The following is a 15,639-nucleotide window of genomic DNA, read 5'->3' as shown; positions in this document are numbered from 1 at the left end:
GCGAGAGTAGCAGTCTCTTACCTGGGCGGCGGCCAATATCGTTAACGGGCTACCATTCAACGCGTGACATCGTAGAATGTCGAGGCGTGACGACGCATTCGTCGATCCCCGCCAGAACGATAATCATGGCCGGTCATGTCGCAACCGGCCTCAGCTGCAAGGACACGTCATGAATTCAGTAAGCCGTATCTCACGTATCGCCGCGGTCCTGGCCGGTGCCGCCGTGCTGACCGCTTCGCTTACGGCACAGGCACGTGAACTTTCCATCTCGACCGTGCTCTCCGACGCCTTTCCTTGGGGCCAGGCGGCCGAGAAGTGGGCCGAGCTGGTGGAGGAGCGCACCGACGGTGAGCTTACCCTGCGTGTCTATCCCAATTCGCAGCTGGTCAACGGCGATCAGACACGAGAGTTTTCGGCCATGCGCACGGGGCTGATCGACATGGCGGTGGGCTCGACCATCAACTGGTCTCCGCAGGTGCCTGAGCTCAACCTCTTCTCGCTGCCGTTCTTCATGCCCGACGAGGCGGCAGTGGATGCCGTGACCGGTGGTGCCGCCGGCGAGATGATTTTCGAGGCCATCAAGTCGCGTGGCGTGATTCCGCTGGCCTGGGGCGAGAACGGCTTCCGCCAACTCTCCAATTCTCGCGGCCCCATCGACGAGCCCGGCGATCTCGACGGTCTCAAGATTCGTGTGGTCGGCTCGCCGCTGTTCCAGGACACCTTCACGGCGCTGGGCGCCGACCCCACTCAGATGAGCTGGGCCGATGCCAAGCCGGCACTGACCACTGGCGCCGTGGATGGCCAGGAGAATCCGCTCTCGGTATTCGACGTGGCGCGCATCGATCAGGTGGGGCAGGAATACCTGACGCTGTGGAACTACATGAACGATCCGCTGATCTTCGCCGTCAATGAGCAGGTCTGGGCTACGCTCTCCGAGGAGGAGCGCAAGATTCTGCGCGAGACCGCCGTCGAGGCGGGCGAGTGGGAGATCGCCATGACCCGCGAGCAGGAGAGCGAGCGGCTGGCCGCCATTCAGGAGCGCGGCGTTCAGGTCACTGAACTTACCGAAGAGCAGCATCGCGCCTTCGTCAATGCCACCCAGAGCGTGCACGAGAAGTGGTACCCGCGCATCGGCCAGGAACTGATCGACGCCGCAAGTCAGGAAATCGAGGCCCGCTGAGCCACTTTCCCGCCTGCCCCGGTTTTGAACGCGAAGCCGGGGCTTTCATTGTGAGGCTTCCATGAAGTTCTCTCCCGATGCCAAACCCGAGCGATGGCTGGGCTCGCTGGCGCTGGCCGTCATTTCGCTGATCAGCCTGGGCAATGTCGTCACCCGTTACGTTACAGGGGGCTCGCTGGCCTTTACCGAGGAATTCTCGGTATTCCTGCTGGTGGTGCTGACCTTCACCGGTGCTTCGGTAGCGCTGCGGCGCAACGGCCATATCCGCATCGGTCTGCTCGAGCGTGCACTGCCGAAAGGGCCGCGTCGTGTGCTGATCATTTTCCAGTGTCTGTGCGGCGCCATCGTGCTGGGGCTTATCACCTGGTTCGGTGCCAAGCTGACCTGGAACGAGTATCAGTGGGAGTCGCTGTCGCCGGGGCTCGGCCTGCCGCAGTGGTGGTACCTCGCCTGGTTGCCGCTGCTGTCGGCGGCGATGCTGGTACGCCTGGTGCAGCAGACCGTCGACCGCCTGCGCGGGAGGCTCGAGGATGAACCCTGATCTGTGGATGATCCTGGCTTTCGCCGGGTTGTTGATCGCCGGCGTGCCGGTGGCTTTCTCGCTGGCGCTGGCCGGGGCGGTGGGTATCGTGGCGGGTCTCTCGCCGGCGATGCTGGCCACGCTCGGCACCAACACCTACAACAGCATTGCCAAATATCCACTGATCGCCATTCCGCTGTTCATCACGACCGGGTTGATCTTCGAACGCGCAGGGGTGGCGCTGCGCCTGGTGCGCTTCGCCCAGGCGCTGATCGGGCCTCGGCACGGCGGCCTGGCACTGGTGGCGGTGCTGGTGTGCATGATCATGGGCGGCATGAGCGGTTCCGGCCCGGCGGATGCCGCGGCGGTGGCCATGGTGATGCTGCCGAGCATGACCAAGGCGGGCTATCCCAAACCCTTCTCGGCCACGCTGATAGCCGCCTCAGCCTCCACGGCGATCCTTATTCCGCCGTCGGTGGCGCTGATCCTCTATTCCATCGTGGTGCCCGGGGTCGATCTGCGGGCGCTGTTCGCCGCAGGGCTCTTTCCCGGCGTGTTGGCCGGCCTGGCGCTGCTGGTGCCGGCGTTGCTGGTGTCCCGACGCTACGGCTGGGAGGGTGGAGCTCAAGTGGAGGGCGCCGAGCGGCTTGAGGTGGGCGAAACCTTCAAGCAGGCGCTGCCGGCGCTGTTCGCCCCGGTGCTGATCCTTGGCGGGTTGCGCTCGGGACTGTTCACGCCCACCGAGGCGGCAGTGGTGGCGGTAGCCTATGGCGCCCTGGTAGGCCTGTTCCTGACGCGCGAGATTGGTCTGCGTGACCTATGGGGCCTGCTCGGCGAGGCGGCGGTGATCTCCGGTGTGGTGATGCTGATCATCGCCCTGGCCGGTATCTTCGCCTGGGCCGGCACCATGCTCGGCACCTTCCGTCACTTGGCGGAGTGGGTCATTGGCCTGTCCGACAACGGAGGGGTGCTGCTGGTCCTCGTCATGCTGGCGGTGCTGCTGGCTGGGATGGTGCTCGATGCCATCTCGATCTACCTGATCATGATGCCGATTCTGATCCCGGTGATGCAGCATTTCGGCTGGAATCCGGTGTGGTTCGGTATCCTGCTGGCGATGAACATCGCCATCGGACAGTTCACGCCACCAGTGGCGGTCAACCTGATGGTGACTACCGAGATCGCCAGGATCCGCCTGGAACAGACCCTGGGCTGGGCGCTGCTGTTCGTGCTGGCCATGGCTAGCGCCCTGGCCCTGGTGGCGCTCTTCCCGGAGATAGCCCTGTGGTTGCCGCGCGTACTCGGCTACAACGTCTAGCCGAGTGAGTCCAAGGTGCGCTGGAAAACCTCGGTGCTGGCGGCATCGAACAGCACGAAACGCACCCGTTCGATGCCGGTGCATTGGGGCAGCGTCTCGCTCACCGTGGTGAGTGCGATCCGAGTCGCTTCCTCGAGAGGGTAGCCGAAGGCGCCAGCCGAGAGAGCAGGGAAAGCCAGGCTGGATATTCCCTGCTGCTCGGCCAGCGACAGGGCGTTGCGATAGCAGGCGGCCAGCAGTTCCGCTTCCGGCTTGTCGCGGCCATAGACCGGCCCCAGGCAGTGGATCACATGACGATTGGGCAGGCCGAAGGCCTCGGTGATCACGGCCTGGCCGGGTTCGATCGGCGCCAGGGGACGGCAGGCACGGTCGAGCTCCGGCCCGGCTGCTCGATGCAGGGCGCCGGCCACGCCACCACCTGGGCGCAGTTCTGCGTTGGCGGCATTGACCACCGCATCCATGTCAGGCTGATTGGCGATATCGCCCTGGCGGCACTCCAGTTGGGTTGGCATGAGCAGGCTCCTTTTGGTCTTGTCACCAGTCTGGTCTTCGCACAAGAGGAAGTTCAAGGCCGACGCGCTGGGGTTGCCGTACCGCTTTTTCTTCGGACAGGTGCAGCCGGCTAGTGTTCCATTCGAATTAGGAGAGGCCCGATGTCGATTCCTCCTCGCTATGCGCCGCTGGCCTTCGCGGTGCTCATGTCGATCTACATGGTCACCTTGATGACCTTCGTGATTACCTGGGTCAATACCGGGCTCAACGGTGACTTTCTCTCACGCTGGTGGCGTGCTTTCTATATCGCCTGGCCGATCGCCTTTGCCCTGATTCTCCTCGGTGCGCCGCGCTTGCAGCGCCTGGTCGGTCGTCTGGTGCATATGGACTGAGTGGGCGGATCGTTACGGATTGCGGTTCTTTTCGAGACATTCGTTGCAAATAGAAACAGAAACTTGCAACTCGACTGCCCAGGCGGTACCAATGTGCTCCCCCGATAAGCCACGGCTCGCCGATACCAGGCCGGTATAACGGCGTCTTTGCGCCGCAGCGCAGGGTTTCGGCCATGGCACATGACAACAGGAGGAGACAATGAACCAGCGTGCAAATATCGACCTCGGCAATGCCGGCGCCGAGGCCATCGAGGCCCGCCAATTCAAGGTCTATACCCATCGTCAACTGGACAAGATCGAGGCGATACAGAGACTACCTGAAGACCTGCGTTTCGACATGCGAGTGGTCAGCCAGGTGCTGCCTTTTCGAGTCAATGAATATGTCATCGACGAGCTGATCGATTGGGACAACGTACCTCAAGATCCTCTCTTCCAGCTCACTTTCCCTCAGCGCGGCATGCTCCTTCCCGAGCACTTCGACGAGGTGGCCGACTTATTGCGCCGCGAGGCGGGTGCTGGCGAAATGAAGCCGGTGATCGAACGCATTCGCGGCGAGCTCAACCCGCACCCGGCGGGGCAGATGGATCTCAACCTGCCCATGCTGGATGGCGAGCCACTACCCGGCATGCAGCACAAGTACCGCGAGACGGTGCTGTTCTTTCCCAGTCAGGGCCAGGTCTGCCACAGCTACTGCACCTTCTGCTTCCGCTGGGCGCAGTTCGTCGGCGACAAGGAGCTCAAGTTCGCTTCCAGCGAAGCGGATTCGCTGCATCGTTACCTGGCCGAGCACACCGAGGTCACCGATCTGCTGATGACCGGCGGCGACCCGATGGTGATGAAGGCCAAGCATTTGCGCCAGTATCTGGAGGGGCTGATGGCGCCGGAGCTGGATCACGTCCAGGACATCCGAATCGGCACCAAGAGCCTGACCTTCTGGCCCTACCGCTTCGTCACCGACCCGGACGCTGAGGATATCCTCGAGTTGTTCAGAGAGTTGGTGGCTGCTGGAAAACATGTCGCCTTCATGGCGCACTTCAACCACTGGAAGGAGATGGACACCCCCATCTGCCGCGAGGCAATCCGGCGTATTCGTGCCACTGGCGCCGAGATACGCACTCAGGCACCCCTGCTTCGCCATATTAACGACGATGCCGATCAGTGGGCGAAGATGTGGACCACCCAGGTGCGCCTGGGGATGATTCCCTATTACATGTTCGTCGAGCGCGACACCGGCGCTCGCCACTACTTCGAGCTGCCGTTGGTACGTGCCTGGGAGATCTATCGTGAGGCGATGAAGCAGGTCCCAGGGCTGGCGCGCACCGCTCGCGGTCCCTCCATGTCCGCCGATCCGGGCAAGGTGGAGATCCAGGGGGTCACCGAGATACAGGGAGAGCAGGTATTCGTGCTGCGCTTCATCCAGGGGCGCGACGGCGACTGGGTGCAGCGTCCTTTCTTCGCCAAGTACGATGCAGGAGCGACCTGGCTCAATCACCTCGAGCCGGCATTGGGCGAGGACGAGTTCTTCTTCGAAAGGGAATTCGCGGCAATGAAAGAGGAGAAGCAGGAACTGATTCTCAAGGCCTCCTAGGTTCGTATCGATAAATGGGTGCCGTCCGATGGCCCTCGAATGATCGAGGAGCTGCCAGCAGGGCGGTTAGAAATACTCATGGGGCATGCATATCAGGAATTAACGCCCACTAAACGAAAAGGCAGACTAGAATTAGGCCAAGTTGAAAAAGACCCATCGTTCCGACGTTTTTTTCGCTAAAGTAGAGGGGAGCGGTAGTTTCAGCCAGCCAGTGGCTGAACGACTGGCTACTCAGGGATCTTGCTCGTCAGTAATGACAGCTAGCCAATAACGTCAAAGAGGTGTGTTAATGAAACGCCATGCTTTTTCCGCGGCAGCCTTCTCGGGAGCGCTCATCGGCGCCGCCATGTTCGCCACACCGGCAGTGGCCCAGGAACGCTTCATCACCATCGGTACCGGCGGCCAGACGGGCGTCTATTACGTGGTGGGTCAGTCGGTCTGTCGCATGGTGAATCGCGGCAGCGACGAGCACAACATTCGCTGTAATGCACCGTCCACCGGCGGCTCCGTGGCCAACGTCAACGGTATGCGCAGCGGCGAGCTCGACATGGGCGTGGTGCAGTCCGATGTCCAGTACCGTGCCTACCATGGCGAGGACAACTTCGAGTCCGACGGTGCCTGGGAGGACATGCGTGCCGTCTTCACCATGCACGGCGAGCCGCTGACCGTGGTGGCGCGTGCCGACTCCGGTATCGAGCATTTCTCCGATTTCCCAGGCAAGCGCGTCAACATCGGTAACCCGGGCTCCGGCCAGCGCAACACCATGAACGTGGTGATGGAAGCCATGGGCTGGGATACCGAAACCTTCTCGCTGGCTTCCCAGTTGGACGCCGCCGAACAGGCCGCGGCCCTGGCGGATAACAACATCGACGCAATGGTCTATGTAGTAGGTCATCCCAACGGCTCCATCCAGGAAGCCACCACTACCATCGACGCTCGACTCGTCCCGGTAACCGGTGACGAGATCGATACCCTGATCGAGGAGCATCCCTACTATACCCGCTCGGTCATCCCCGGCGGCCTGTACCGTGGCAACGACGAGGATGTCGAAACCTTCGGCGTGGCGGCAACCTTCGTAACGTCTACTGAAACGGACGAGGAAGTCGTCTACGAGACCGTAAAGGCGGTATTCGAGAATTTCGATCGCTTCAAGCGTCTGCATCCTGCGTTCGAAAACCTCAATGAAGAAGACATGATCTCCGATGGCCTGACAGCACCTCTGCACGACGGTGCCGCTCGCTACTATCGTGAGCGTGGCTGGATCGAGTGATGTGGCGTTGAGGGCAAGATACTCCCTCTGGTGAGATGCGCGGACCCAAGGGGTCCGCGCGTCCGTTTGGACCGGCCAAAGACTTTTGAGCGAACCGGCTTTGAGAGCGGTCGACCTTCAAGAGCTGAAGCGATGGTGGGGCACGACGGTAATGACTAACGAAAAAGCAAATCCACAAAAGCCCGAGGTGGATCTCGAGGACATGGTTGCCTCGAGCGACAGCGGGGCGCGCAAGCCGCTGGGTGTCCCAGGGAAGCTGCTGGTCGGCATAGCGGCTACCTGGTCGCTGTTCCAGCTCTGGATTGCCTCGCCGTTGCCTTTCTTGCTCCGCGCGGGGGTATTCAGCGCGACCGAGGCGCGTTCGATTCACCTGGCCTTCGCCACTTTCCTGGCATTCATGGCGTATCCTGCGTTCAAGCGCTCGCCGCGCGACCGCATACCGGTCCAGGACTGGGTGCTGGCACTGGTGGGGGCATTCTGTGCGGCCTATATGTTCCTGTTCTATGCCGAACTCGCCGAGCGGCCGGGGGCGCCAATCCTGCGCGACGTGATCGTGGGTGTGGTGGGTATCCTGGTGCTGCTCGAGGCAACCCGGCGGGCACTGGGGCCACCGCTGGCGATCGTGGCTTCGCTGTTCATCGTCTATACGCTGTTCGGGCCCTATATGCCGGGTATCCTGGCGCACCGCGGAGTCAGCCTGTACGGACTGATCAATCACCAGTGGCTGACTACCCAGGGCGTCTTCGGCATTGCGCTTGGTGTCTCCACCAGCTTCGTGTTCCTGTTCGTTTTGTTCGGTGCCTTGCTCGACAAGGCCGGTGCCGGCAACTATTTCATCAAGGTCGCCTTTTCACTGCTCGGTCATTACAAGGGCGGTCCGGCCAAGGCCGCTGTGGTGGCTTCCGGCATGACCGGCCTGATTTCGGGTTCCTCCATCGCCAATACCGTCACTACCGGTACCTTTACCATTCCCATGATGAAGCGCGTCGGCTTCTCGTCCGAGAAGGCCGGCGCGGTTGAGGTGTCGTCCTCGGTAAACGGCCAGATCATGCCGCCGGTGATGGGGGCGGCGGCCTTCCTGATGGTCGAATACGTCGGCATTTCCTATGTCGAGGTGATCAAGCATGCTTTCCTGCCGGCGCTGATTTCGTATATCGCACTGGTTTACATCGTGCATCTCGAGGCGCTCAAGGCCGACATGAAGGGCCTGCCTTCGAGCAATCCGGTACGTCCTTTCCTCAACAAGGCGATTGGCTTTCTGACGGGGCTGATCCTGCTGATGGCGCTTTCTTTCGCCGTCTACTATGGCCTCGGTTGGCTCAAGCCGATACTGGGCGACACCACGCCTTGGGTGGTCGCCGTGATGCTGGCCGTGGTCTATGTGGGCCTGCTCAGGCTCGGTTCGAATTACCCCGAACTCGAGATCGACGATCCCAACTCTCCAGTGATCAATCTTCCGCAAACCCGGCCCACTGTCATGGTAGGGCTGCACTATATCTTGCCGGTGGTCGTGCTGGTCTGGTGTCTGATGGTGGAGCGCCTTTCTCCGGGGCTTTCGGCCTTCTGGGCCACTGTGCTCATGATCTTCATCATGGTTACTCAGCGCCCCATCATCGCCGCGTTCCGCGGCCAGAGCAGGCTGGCAGCCGATATCCAGGAGGGCTTTCTCGACCTGTGGTCAGGCCTGGTGGCTGGGGCTCGCAACATGATCGGCATTGGTATCGCCACCGCCACGGCGGGTATCGTAGTGGGAGCAGTTTCGCAGACGGGCGTTGGGCTGGTACTGGCCGATGTGGTGGAGGTCCTGGCCATGGGCAACCTGATGCTGATCCTGCTGCTCACCGCGCTGCTCAGCCTGATCCTCGGCATGGGCCTGCCTACAACCGCCAACTACATCGTGGTATCGGCGTTGATGGCGCCTGTCATCGTGCTGCTGGGCCAGCAGAATGGCCTGATCGTGCCGTTGATCGCAGTGCACCTGTTCGTGTTCTATTTCGGCATCATGGCCGATGTGACGCCACCGGTGGGGCTGGCGTCGTTCGCGGCGGCGGCAGTCTCCGGCGGCGATCCGCTGCGTACCGGCTTCCAGGCCTTTTATTACAGCCTGCGTACCGCTGCGCTGCCGTTCCTGTTCATCTTCAATACCGACCTGCTGTTGATCGACGTAGGATGGCTGCAGGGGATCGTGATATTCATCATCTCCACCATTGCCATGTTGATCTTTGCCGCGGGTACCCAGGGCTTCTTCCTGGTACGCAATCGCTGGTACGAGTCGATCCTGCTGCTGCTCGTCGCTTTCACCCTGTTCCGCCCAGGGTACTGGATGGATCGCATTCACGATCCCTACCAGTCGGTGCCGCCGCAGCAGTTCGTCGAGGCCCTCGGCAACGTCGACGAAGACAGCCAGCTGAGGGTGCAGATCGAGGGCCTGAATGCCTACGGTGAGCCCATGAGTACCTATATCCAGGTACCGGTACCGCGCGGAGACAGTGCCGAAGAGCGCATGCAGAGCCTGGGCCTCGAGCTGTTGACCGAGGACGGCCAAACCCTCATCGATTTCGTCGAGTTCGGCAGTACGGCTGAAGATCTAGGCTTCGATTTCGACCAGGAAATCGTCGAGGTGCTGGCCCCGGTGGATCGCTGGGCCAAGGAGTGGATGTGGATACCTGGCTTCCTGGCTTTCGGTCTGGTGGTGTTGCTGCAGCGTCGACGCCGTCACCAGCGGCCGTCGGCTGCTCGAGCGGCTTGAGGAGGGGAAAGATGTACAACAAGATTCTGCTACCGGTGGACCTCAACGAGGAGTCCTCCTGGACCAAGGCGCTACCCACGGCGCTGACTCTGTGTCGCACATTTGGGGCCTCGCTGCACGTGGTGACAGTGCTACCGGACTACCATATGCCGCTGGTCGGTTCCTACTTCCCGAGTGACTTCGCGGAGAAGGCGCATGAGGCCTTGTCCAAGGCTCAGCACCGGTTCATCAAGGAGCATGTGCCCGATGACATCCAGGTCCAGTCGGTGATCGTCGATGGCTCGCCCTGGGAGGCGATCGTCAAGTCGGCCAAGAAGCTCGGGGTCGACCTGATCGTGATGGCCTCGCACAACAAGCGCAAGTTCGCCGACTACGTGCTGGGACCCAACGCCGAGCATGTGGTGCACCACTCCAAGATGTCGGTGATGATCGTGCGCTGAGCGGCGCCGGGGTATCAGGCCTGCGTACCCCAGGTGTCCTGGCAGATTGCGTTGTACCAGCCGACGGCATACTCGGCTTCCAGGGCACGGGTGGCCTCGGGGGCGTCCAGCGGGCTCAGGCCGCCGGCTCCCTCGACCTCGGCAATGTTGCCGTCCTGGACGCGATAGACGCCTGCCTCTGAGATACCGTAAGTGGAACCCACCAGGCTATAGCAGGCACTGGTCCAGTACGCTTCAGGAGCTGGGCGCGACTCCAGTGAGGCGGCAATGGCCGCTGCCACGACCTTGGCCTGGGCGCTGGCACAGAAGCCCGACTTGGGCATCGGGTCAGCGATGGCGGCGTCGCCGATCACGAACACATCCTCGACCTGCTGCGACTCGAAGGTTTCCGGCTTGACCGGTACCCAGCCGGAGTCGTCGGTCACGCCGGCACGCTCGGCAATCCAGCCGGCCTTCTGCGGCGGTATCACGTTGAGCACGTCGGCCCGATGAACGATACCGGACTCGGTCTCGACTTCCAGCCGGTCGGCGTCGACCCGTGTCGCGCGGCCGTCGCCGGACAGCCCCACCCACTCGATGCGACCGCCATAGAGCTGCTCCCAGCCCTCCATGAACAGCGCCTGCTTGGAGAAGCTGTCCTTGGCGTCAAGAATCAATACCTTGGATTTCGGCTTGTATTGGGTCAGGAAATTGGCCACCAGACTGGCACGCTCGTAGGGCGCGGGCGGGCAGCGGAAGGGGTTGGCCGGGGCGACCATGACGAAGCTGCCGCCGTCTTCCATGCCCAGCAATTGGGAGCGCAGCAACTCCGTCTGTTTACCGGCCTTCCAGGCATGGGGAGCCTTGTCGGCTGCTTCTTCATCGTAGCCTTCCAGTGCGTTCCAGCGCATGTCGATCCCTGGGGAGAGAATCAGCCGATCGTAATCCAGCTCGCGCCCGGTGGAGAGTCGCACCGTGTGGGCAGTGGCATTGACGTCTTCCACCTCAGCTTGGATAACACGTACTCCATGGCGATCCTGCAAAGTGTCATAGCCCTGCGAGATGTCTTCCATGCTGCGCAGTCCTGCCAGATGCAGATTGCTGAAAGGGCCGGTGTAGAAGGTTTCGGCCGGCTCGACCAGGATCACCTCGATCGCCGGATTGGCTCGCTTGAGGTACTTGGCCGCCGTGGCGCCACCGAAGCCGCCTCCCACGACGACGACCTGTCCGGCATGCTGGCTGCCGATGGTGAAGGGAGTGATGCCACCGATCAGCGGCAGCAGCGAGGCGGCCCCCAGGCCTTTGATCACTCGTCGACGATCAAGAGCGGAACGTTGAAGGTGTTTTGTCATGCGCGCTTCTACTCCTGTGGTTCTTGCTCAGTTTCCGTAGCATCGTCGGCCTGCGGGTCGATGGCGGAAAAATGACTGGCTAGGGCGGCGAGCTCTGCGTTGGTGAAGCCCTTGGCGATGCGATCCATGACAGTGGTATCGCTGATTTCGTCGCGCTTGAACGCGAGCAGCCGCGCTTCCAGAACGGCGGCGGGCCTTCCGGCAATGGTCGGCACACTGCCCACCAGGCGTCCGTCAGTACCGTGGCAGTTGGCGCAGGAGCCGGCCATGAGGGCCGTCTGTTCGGAGGAGAGGGTATCCTCGGCAAGGCATGGGAGGACTGCCGCCGAGAGCGTCAGCGTACTCAGCAGCACGGTGGTCGCCTTGTAAAAATTCCGTTTCATGGGCTGGTCCCGGGTGACATTTCCTTTCTTGGACCACGGCCTCGAAGCGCTCGTTCAGGACTAGCGGCTTAGGCCAGGTATACGCCCGGCAGTTGGTGACTGAATGCATCGATTAACCAAATTGGCTCTCCGCGTTGACAACTTTGCGCGGCAGTCTTGCGCGCGGTCAACTACATTAAAAAAGCATTAAGACAACAAGACGTCATCCGGACCTCCCGGCTGGAGAGACGCTCGCATCGTCCTTCTCATGGCGACCAAACGGGGTACGACAATGAATGCAGCCACAAGAAGTGCCGGACAGCCCTCCACTCCCAACGTCAAGATCACCATCAACCCGATCGGTATGGACAGGCCCAAGGCCTGGCTGGTGGCCGGCTTCGAGGATTTCCGTCAGGCAATGGCGGTGAGCCTAGCCTACGGCATGTTCTGGGTCGGCTTGAGTATTGCCATAACCGCAGGCGCCATCGTACTCGACCTGTGGCATTGGTTGTTGCCACTGGTGGCGGGGTTCATGTTCCTGGGGCCGCTGGTGGCGGTCGGCTCCTACGGTATCAGTCGCGCACTCGAGGAAGGCCGCGCACCGAATCTGGGTGATGCCTTCGGTGCCTGGCGCCTGCACGCAGGGCAGTTGGCGATGATGGGCGTAATGATGATGATCTTCTTTCTCGCCTGGATTCGTCTGGCCACGCTGCTCTTTGCGCTTTTCTTCGGTTTCGAGGCGCCTGGGGCGGTTGAGCTCTATGCGTCGCTCTTGACGACTCCGGACGGACTCGGCTTGATCGCGGTAGGCACCGCTGTTGGTGCCGTACTGGCATTCGGTGCCTTTGCCATCAGTGTGGTCGCCATTCCGACCTTGATGGACCAGGACCTGACCTTCATGGAAGGCATCGAGGCCAGTTTGCGCACCGTTTCACGCAATTTCCGGCCTATGCTGCTGTGGGCCGTCATCTTGACCGCTTGCGTGCTGGTTGGTGTGCTGACCTTCTATATCGGTCTGGCGCTGATCCTGCCGGTGCTGGGGCATGCCAGTTGGCACGCCTACGAGGACCTGGTGCGCTGTGAACAGAAGGACATGAATGTGTAATGTGCGAGGAGTGGTAGCACAGCAGGGGGCTTCCCCTGCTGTTCGGTATCTCGATCCCACTAACTGAACTTTGCTCGAGATTCGCGTAGGCTTGGGCTTTGCAACGAACACGGAAGCCTCTCGATGCCTTCATTGTGGCCATGCCGCGCCGTCCTTACCTTCAGTCTGCTTCTCATTCTCAGCGCTGCGTTGCCCGTGATAGCCGAGCAGCTACCGCCTCCGGAAGGCGACGTGCTGCTCAAGGTGACGGGTGATATCGATCATCCCAACGTAGGCGATGAGCTGCATCTCGATCGGGAGATGCTGATGTCGCTCCCTCAGGGAGAGATCGAGACGAGCACTCCCTGGACCGAGGGAGTCGGTCGCTTCGAAGGGCCGCTACTGAGCGCCTTGCTGGAGGTGGCCGGGACACAGAGCGAGCATGTACGGATCCAGGCGCTGAACGATTACGAGTCCGAGGTTCCGGTTTCCGACTTTCATGACCATGGCGTCATCCTGGCCCTTGTACGCGATGGAGAACCCATTGCCGTGCGTGACCTGGGGCCAATGTTCGTCCTCTACCCCTTCGATGAGCGTCCCGAGCTGCTCAATGAAACCATTCGTCACCGTTCGGTGTGGCATGTGGGCAGCATACATGTTCCGTGACTTCTCACGAGCCCAGGCGCGAGGTATCGCAGCATGCTGCGCTATCCGCTACGACTGAAGCTTGGGGCGGCGGCGGCTCTGGTGTTCTTCACCGCCGCTCTGGTAGTGGTGGGGCTGGCCGCCTGGCGACAGGAGCAACTCCATCACAGCGTGGCCGGCAACGCCACTTGGCATGCCTACAAGCTCGATCGCGACATCACTCAGTTGCGTAGCGACTTGGCATTGCGCGCGGAGAGCGCGCACTCACTCGAATCACTGCGACTGCGCTTCGAAATGATCTACAGTCGCGTCAACCTGCTGCAGCGTGGCGACGTCAACCAATTGCTTGCCAAGATCCCCATGGCCGAGCGGCTCCTGCCCAACCTGGTCGTGTTCATGGATGACATCGATCGTCTGCTCGAGGAGATCGTGCAACTGGGGGAAGGTGAGAGGTGGGTGTTGTCCGACCGTCTGGAACGGGTGGCAGGGCTGACCGAACAATTCATCATCGCTCTCAACAGCCACCTTGCCGAATCGGCGAGGCGTGACCGGGAAGTGCTGCAGACCCTCTACGCCCTGCTGTTGGCACTAATCCTGGCCATGAGCCTGGCCGCCCTGATGGTGATCGTGTTCTTGGTACGTGAGGCGCGTGACAATGCCGAGGCGCGTCGATCACTCGAAGCACTGAGTCGTAAGCTTCAGTCCACCGCGCAACGGGCCGAGGCCGCCAGTCAGTCGAAATCGGAGTTCCTGGCCACGGTCAGCCACGAGATTCGGACACCACTCAACGGCGTCATCGGCATGAGCGATCTGCTGCTGGATCAGCCGATCGATGCTCAGTCGCGCGAATATGCCCGCACGCTGCACGTCAGCGCAGCGCGTCTGCTGGAGTTGATCAACGACATTCTCGACTTTTCCAAGATCGAGTCGGGCAAGCTGGAACTCGAGCGGCGCTCCTTCCGCCTGACCGCGTTAATCGAGGATGCCTGCGAGCTCTTTGCGCCTCGCGCCCGAGACAAGGGGCTGGAGCTGGTGATCCAAGTGTCGCCGGCCCTGCCCGAGCAGCTCTTGGGAGATCCGACCCGGCTGCGACAGGTACTGCTCAATCTTCTCTCCAATGCCATCAAGTTCACCGAACATGGTGAGGTACGCGTCGAGGCAACGCTGAATGCTCAGGGGCAACTGAACCTGGCTGTCTGCGATACCGGCCCGGGTATCGCCGAGGACAAGTTGGCCCGGCTCTTCGAGCCATTTCGCCAAGGTGACGCTTCGACGGCAAGACGCTATGGCGGTACCGGGCTCGGGCTTGCCATCAGCCGGCGGCTGGCGGAAGCCATGGATGGCTCCATTGGGGTGGATAGCCGACCCGGTCAGGGGAGTTGCTTCTGGATAGAGCTGCCGCTGGAGCCGGCGCATGACGACCATGAGGCGGAAGTGCCCGAGCCGACACGGATGGAACCTTCGGTAGGTGGTCGGGTGCTGCTGGTCGAAGACGACCCGGTGAACCAGCAGGTGGCGGTGGCCTTGCTCGGGCGCCTTGGCTGCGAGGTCGACGTGGTGGAGAGTGGAGGAAGAGCGCTGGCGCTGGCTGGCCGGGACGCTTTCGATATGATCTTCATGGACGTGCAAATGCCTGGCATGGACGGTTTGGAAACCACCCGCCGCTTGCGGGAGGCTGGCGGCTGGTGCGCCAGGGTGCCTATCGTGGCAATGACCGCAGGTGGACCGGGGGCCGAGCGCGAGCGCTGCCTGGCAGCCGGTATGACCGATTACCTGGTGAAACCGCTGCGCCGCACTGAACTGGCGACCTCGCTGAGACATGGCTTGCAGGGAAGGGCGCAGGCCGCCACCTCAGGCCTGCCGGCGAGGGAAAGTCCACTGCGCGGGATCGTGGAGGAGAGAGTGCTTGGCGAGTTGCGGGAGACGCTGGGAGCGGAAGCGCTCGCGACCCTGTTTGGCGTGCATCGCGAACAGTTGCAGCAGCATGCCGAAAACCTGCAGGCGGCACTGGAGCAGGGCGATATGGTGGCGTTGGCAGAAGGGGCACATCGCATCAAGGGCGAGTCGGGCAGCCTGGGTGGGCGCCGGCTGGCCGAGACTGCCGAGCGTCTGGAGCGACTTGCGCGCGGTGGGCATTGTGAGGAGGCAGCCATCCAACTCAGGATCCTGTTGGCCAGCATTCCCGCTACACTCAAGGCGCTGGAAAGCTGGCTCACTGAACGCCAGCACGAACGCTAAGCTTTGTGATGTCGTCCGGTGCCGCCCTAAACT

14 protein-coding genes are annotated in these 15,639 nt (G+C 61.8%); 11 read left to right on the top strand and 3 right to left on the bottom strand.

Annotated features, from left to right (window positions below; genetic code table 11):
• Positions 1–169 precede the first annotated feature (169 nt).
• The 3 genes from HNO52_RS16035 (at position 170) to HNO52_RS16025 (ending at position 3,015) form a co-directional block, all read left to right on the top strand.
• Positions 170–1,180: a DctP family TRAP transporter solute-binding subunit gene (locus tag HNO52_RS16035; RefSeq protein ID WP_197566240.1), complete on the top strand. Its 1,011-nt coding sequence runs from the start codon at positions 170–172 to the stop codon at positions 1,178–1,180.
• A 61-nt stretch (positions 1,181–1,241) separates the two neighbouring features.
• The gene (locus tag HNO52_RS16030) at positions 1,242–1,721 is read left to right on the top strand and encodes a TRAP transporter small permease (protein WP_197566239.1); all 480 of its coding nucleotides are present in this window, start codon (positions 1,242–1,244) and stop codon (positions 1,719–1,721) included.
• Positions 1,711–3,015, top strand: a complete 1,305-nt coding sequence (locus HNO52_RS16025) for a TRAP transporter large permease (protein ID WP_197566238.1) — start codon at positions 1,711–1,713, stop codon at positions 3,013–3,015. Before HNO52_RS16030 ends, HNO52_RS16025 begins: the two co-directional genes overlap by 11 nt.
• Here the strand turns inward: HNO52_RS16025 and HNO52_RS16020 are convergent.
• Positions 3,012–3,527: a macro domain-containing protein gene (locus HNO52_RS16020; protein ID WP_197566237.1), complete on the bottom strand. Its 516-nt coding sequence runs from the start codon at positions 3,525–3,527 to the stop codon at positions 3,012–3,014. The two genes, HNO52_RS16025 and HNO52_RS16020, sit on opposite strands and share 4 nt — an antisense overlap.
• A 141-nt stretch (positions 3,528–3,668) precedes the next feature.
• On the opposite strand from HNO52_RS16020, the gene HNO52_RS16015 reads away from it, so the two are divergent.
• The 5 genes from HNO52_RS16015 to HNO52_RS15995 all read left to right on the top strand — a co-directional run bounded on the left by HNO52_RS16015 (position 3,669) and on the right by HNO52_RS15995 (position 9,946).
• Positions 3,669–3,899: a DUF2798 domain-containing protein gene (locus HNO52_RS16015; protein ID WP_197566236.1), complete on the top strand. Its 231-nt coding sequence runs from the start codon at positions 3,669–3,671 to the stop codon at positions 3,897–3,899.
• A gap of 199 nt (positions 3,900–4,098) precedes the next feature.
• Complete coding sequence (locus HNO52_RS16010) at positions 4,099–5,487, top strand: KamA family radical SAM protein (RefSeq protein WP_197566235.1); 1,389 nt, start codon at positions 4,099–4,101, stop codon at positions 5,485–5,487.
• 289 nt (positions 5,488–5,776) lie between these two features.
• Entirely contained in the window at positions 5,777–6,757 is a 981-nt protein-coding gene (locus tag HNO52_RS16005) for a TAXI family TRAP transporter solute-binding subunit (protein WP_197566234.1), read from the top strand.
• A gap of 151 nt (positions 6,758–6,908) precedes the next feature.
• Positions 6,909–9,506: a TRAP transporter permease gene (locus tag HNO52_RS16000; protein ID WP_197566233.1), complete on the top strand. Its 2,598-nt coding sequence runs from the start codon at positions 6,909–6,911 to the stop codon at positions 9,504–9,506.
• A gap of 11 nt (positions 9,507–9,517) precedes the next feature.
• Positions 9,518–9,946: a universal stress protein gene (locus tag HNO52_RS15995; protein ID WP_197566232.1), complete on the top strand. Its 429-nt coding sequence runs from the start codon at positions 9,518–9,520 to the stop codon at positions 9,944–9,946.
• Between the two features lie 14 nt (positions 9,947–9,960).
• Here the strand turns inward: HNO52_RS15995 and HNO52_RS15990 are convergent, their stop codons facing one another.
• Together HNO52_RS15990 and HNO52_RS15985 are read right to left on the bottom strand one after the other, a co-directional pair.
• A complete protein-coding gene (locus HNO52_RS15990) occupies positions 9,961–11,277 on the bottom strand; it encodes an NAD(P)/FAD-dependent oxidoreductase (RefSeq protein WP_197566231.1) in 1,317 nt (438 codons plus the stop codon).
• An 8-nt stretch (positions 11,278–11,285) separates the two neighbouring features.
• A complete protein-coding gene (locus tag HNO52_RS15985; protein ID WP_197566230.1) occupies positions 11,286–11,660 on the bottom strand; it encodes a c-type cytochrome in 375 nt (124 codons plus the stop codon).
• 271 nt (positions 11,661–11,931) lie between these two features.
• Between HNO52_RS15985 and HNO52_RS15980 the strand changes: the two genes are divergently transcribed.
• The 3 genes from HNO52_RS15980 (at position 11,932) to HNO52_RS15970 (ending at position 15,606) form a co-directional block, all read left to right on the top strand.
• Positions 11,932–12,744 carry a DUF2189 domain-containing protein gene (locus HNO52_RS15980; RefSeq protein ID WP_197566229.1) on the top strand — a complete coding sequence of 271 codons (813 nt, stop codon included), beginning with the start codon at positions 11,932–11,934 and terminating at the stop codon, positions 12,742–12,744.
• 123 nt (positions 12,745–12,867) lie between these two features.
• Complete coding sequence (locus HNO52_RS15975; protein ID WP_197566228.1) at positions 12,868–13,389, top strand: putative pterin-binding protein; 522 nt, start codon at positions 12,868–12,870, stop codon at positions 13,387–13,389.
• Between the two features lie 33 nt (positions 13,390–13,422).
• Positions 13,423–15,606: an ATP-binding protein gene (locus tag HNO52_RS15970; RefSeq protein ID WP_197566227.1), complete on the top strand. Its 2,184-nt coding sequence runs from the start codon at positions 13,423–13,425 to the stop codon at positions 15,604–15,606.
• Positions 15,607–15,639 lie beyond the last annotated feature (33 nt).

The sequence above is a fragment of the Halomonas sp. MCCC 1A13316 genome (assembly GCF_014931605.1).
GTDB lineage: Bacteria > Pseudomonadota > Gammaproteobacteria > Pseudomonadales > Halomonadaceae > Halomonas.
Note: the sequence above shows the minus strand (reverse complement) of the source record. Positions and strands in the feature narration are given on the sequence as shown.

Bases quoted from the DNA above. Each gene is read 5' to 3' on its own strand.
- HNO52_RS15990 (WP_197566231.1), bottom strand. From the start codon at position 11,277: ATGACAAAACACCTTCAACGTTCCGCTCTTGATCGTCGACGAGTGATC.
- HNO52_RS16005 (WP_197566234.1), top strand. From the start codon at position 5,777: ATGAAACGCCATGCTTTTTCCGCGGCAGCCTTCTCGGGAGCGCTCATC.
- HNO52_RS16025 (WP_197566238.1), top strand. From the start codon at position 1,711: ATGAACCCTGATCTGTGGATGATCCTGGCTTTCGCCGGGTTGTTGATC.
- HNO52_RS15995 (WP_197566232.1), top strand. From the start codon at position 9,518: ATGTACAACAAGATTCTGCTACCGGTGGACCTCAACGAGGAGTCCTCC.
- HNO52_RS16030 (WP_197566239.1), top strand. From the start codon at position 1,242: ATGAAGTTCTCTCCCGATGCCAAACCCGAGCGATGGCTGGGCTCGCTG.
- HNO52_RS15980 (WP_197566229.1), top strand. From the start codon at position 11,932: ATGAATGCAGCCACAAGAAGTGCCGGACAGCCCTCCACTCCCAACGTC.
- HNO52_RS16020 (WP_197566237.1), bottom strand. From the start codon at position 3,527: ATGCCAACCCAACTGGAGTGCCGCCAGGGCGATATCGCCAATCAGCCT.
- HNO52_RS15970 (WP_197566227.1), top strand. From the start codon at position 13,423: ATGCTGCGCTATCCGCTACGACTGAAGCTTGGGGCGGCGGCGGCTCTG.
- HNO52_RS15985 (WP_197566230.1), bottom strand. From the start codon at position 11,660: ATGAAACGGAATTTTTACAAGGCGACCACCGTGCTGCTGAGTACGCTG.
- HNO52_RS16010 (WP_197566235.1), top strand. From the start codon at position 4,099: ATGAACCAGCGTGCAAATATCGACCTCGGCAATGCCGGCGCCGAGGCC.
- HNO52_RS16035 (WP_197566240.1), top strand. From the start codon at position 170: ATGAATTCAGTAAGCCGTATCTCACGTATCGCCGCGGTCCTGGCCGGT.
- HNO52_RS16000 (WP_197566233.1), top strand. From the start codon at position 6,909: ATGACTAACGAAAAAGCAAATCCACAAAAGCCCGAGGTGGATCTCGAG.
- HNO52_RS15975 (WP_197566228.1), top strand. From the start codon at position 12,868: ATGCCTTCATTGTGGCCATGCCGCGCCGTCCTTACCTTCAGTCTGCTT.
- HNO52_RS16015 (WP_197566236.1), top strand. From the start codon at position 3,669: ATGTCGATTCCTCCTCGCTATGCGCCGCTGGCCTTCGCGGTGCTCATG.